Raw genomic sequence first — 2700 nt, 5'->3', positions numbered from 1 at the left:
CACAAAACAGACAAAACCACAACGCAACCACACCCCCAAAACAACGAAACCCCCCCCCCCAAGGCCACCCGCCACAGCCCCGACAGAGCCCGCGCCCCGGAGGAGGACGGCCGGGCCCCACCCCCACCCCGGGCCCGCGGGGACCACGAGTGCCAACAGCCCCAGCCCCGCCGATGGCTGCACCGCGACCGTCACGGGTCGCCACCTTTACTGCGCTGGCGTCTCTCGTGGTCGCGCTGGTCGCGGTCGGTGTCGCTATCGCGGCGTGGCTTCGGCCGGTTCCGGAGAGCAGTCCCCCGCCGCCGCCGTCCGAGCCGACATATAGCGATCAGCAGATCGCTAAGGCCAAAGCGAACGTGTGCGAGGCGTACAACACGGTGAGTCACGCGGTATTGGTAAACACCCACCGGCCCAACCCAGTACCGGGAGATGACGTTGGCGCACTCGCAGCGGCTGCAAATGGACGCTTGGCACTTTATGCCGGGGGCGACTATCTCTTAGACCGCTTAGCAGCAAATCCCGCGGCCCCCGGCGGTCTAGTGAAAGCAATCCGATCGCTCGCCAACCAGTCGAAGGAAATTGGAATTGCCTTTCTCGCGGACGAGCCAGATTCGGTACAAGAACCGCTTCGGCGTGCCTTGGATGCAGACGTGGCAACCATTGACGGGCTCTGCCAATGACTGGATCGTCGTCTAAAGATTGGACGGAACTTCTTGTAGGTCATGTGCTTCCGGCCGAATCGAACCTGGAGATAGTCGATAGTGCATCGACTCACTTCGGGAACATCGCAACGGGATTCCGTCATTATGAGGATCAGATGCACCGGACGTGGTCTGGGACGCTGACGGACCAAGAAGGGCGTACCGCCGACGCAGGCCGTGACGCGTTCCAGGCAGGCGAGCGGCTTTCCCGTGAGACCGCCGAGAAGTACGAGACCATACGGCGCTCCAACAAATCTGCCCATGACTCAGCAAGTGAGCTGCGCTCGGCTCTGCTGACCATCGCCGAGAACGGCAACTCCAGGATCGAGGAGATCCAACAGTCCAAAGACTCGCTTCCTATCAAAGTCGGCAAGATCACTGAGGTGGTGGCGGACTGTCAGACGCAAGCCAACGCCAAAGCTGCGGCGTGTGCGGGGAATATGCTTACCGACATTCAGCACGTCCTGGATAAGCACGGCATCCAGGTCTCTGCCCAACAGTTCGCCAGCGATAATGGCTTTGACACCACCCGCATGTTCAGATCTCCGAACACAGCGAAGATTCGCCAGCAAGTTGAGACAACGCTGAATGCGTTCGGCCCGCCTGAAGGCACTCAAGCACTGGGCAATCCCATTCCACCTCCCGACGCGCCAGCTCCGTCGGCCGGGAATCCGAGATCAACGTTCGTAGGTGACACCCCCGACCTGACGACGTCCGTCGGCGCAGCTGCCGCACAGCCCCAAGACGCGCCCACCTACGCAGGGCAGGCGCCGAAACTACCGCCAACGGGGACGTCCTCCGCCACGCCAACCTACGTTGGACAAGCGCCAGCTTTATCACCATCTAGCGGCTCCGCACCCGCCCCTACGGGCTCGCCAACACCGGCACCCCCCAACGCTGGTCCGGCGCCTGTGTCGGCGCCCGGTATACCGGCTCCATCCGCACCACCCGTGTCCTCGGCCAGTCTTCCAACCGCTGGCCTGCCATCACCCACCGCCGCACCCGCCCCGCCGCCGACGAATCTGATGCAGACCTTCGGCCAGGGGTTGCAGGCGGGCACGCCGATCGGGGCTAGCGCGCTGGCGTCGGCGGGCCCGGCGGCGCCACCGCTATCCGATCCGCCCGCCGCACCGACACCGCATGTGGCGCAAACGTTCCCGTCGAGTGGCCACGCCCCGGTATTCGAGGTGCCGGCGCAGCCACCGGCCGCCGCAGTATCGCCGCCCGGCTACGTCCCGCCCGCGGATGCCGGCCCCGCCTACCTGGCCGGCCCGGCCACCGCCGCGTCGCCCCCGATCACCGGCGCGGCGGCACCCGTGGGTCCGCTCCCGTCCTACGGCGCCGACATCCGGCCCGCCGCGCCGGCCGCCCCGGCGGCGCCCACCGCACCGGCCAGCCTTCCCCCGGCGGCGCCGTCGTCGGCTCCGGCCAACCCGAGCGGCGGCGTCGGCCAACCCGCGGTGGTGCGCCAATCCGCCGGCATCGCTACGCCACCGCCGACACCGGCCGTCGTCTCCGAACAGGCCGTCGGCGTGACCGCCGGCGGCGCGATAGCGGGAGCCACCTCGGCAGACGCCACCGCCCGCACCCGGCTGCAGAATCTGGTCGACACCGTCGCCCGCCAAGAACCCCGGCTCAACTGGGCCGCCGGCGAGCGGCCCGACCACAGCACCGTGCTGGTCACCGACCTGGTCTGCGGCTGGATCCCACCGCATGTCGACATCCCGGTCGGCGTGCGACTGCTCGAACCGGCGCGACGTCGCGGCGACGTCGAGGCGCTGCTCGGGGAGGTCACCGTCACCGCCAGCTACACCCCCGGCCAGCACCTACCGCAGGCCGAGGACGGCGACCCGGTGCCGACCCCGCCTCGGGCCCGCCACGGGCGCGTCGTCGCCGAACTCGGCTGGGGACTCGGGCCGGGCCCCGCACGGGGGGGGCGGGCGTGGCGGCGCGCGGGCGGCCCGCGCGGCGGCGGGGCGCGGGGGGGTGGGGGGGGGGG

Annotated in this window: 1 protein-coding gene; it reads left to right on the top strand. The window is 68.8% G+C overall.

The features are described 5' to 3' along the window. Positions 1–1726: 1726 nt before the first annotated feature. The coding region (locus BKN37_RS29330; RefSeq protein WP_071029189.1) for a DUF5632 domain-containing protein at positions 1727–2700 on the top strand (974 nt) is incomplete at its 3' end.

Source organism: Mycobacterium talmoniae, assembly GCF_001854525.1.
GTDB lineage: Bacteria > Actinomycetota > Actinomycetes > Mycobacteriales > Mycobacteriaceae > Mycobacterium > Mycobacterium talmoniae.
Note: the sequence above shows the minus strand (reverse complement) of the source record. Positions and strands in the feature narration are given on the sequence as shown.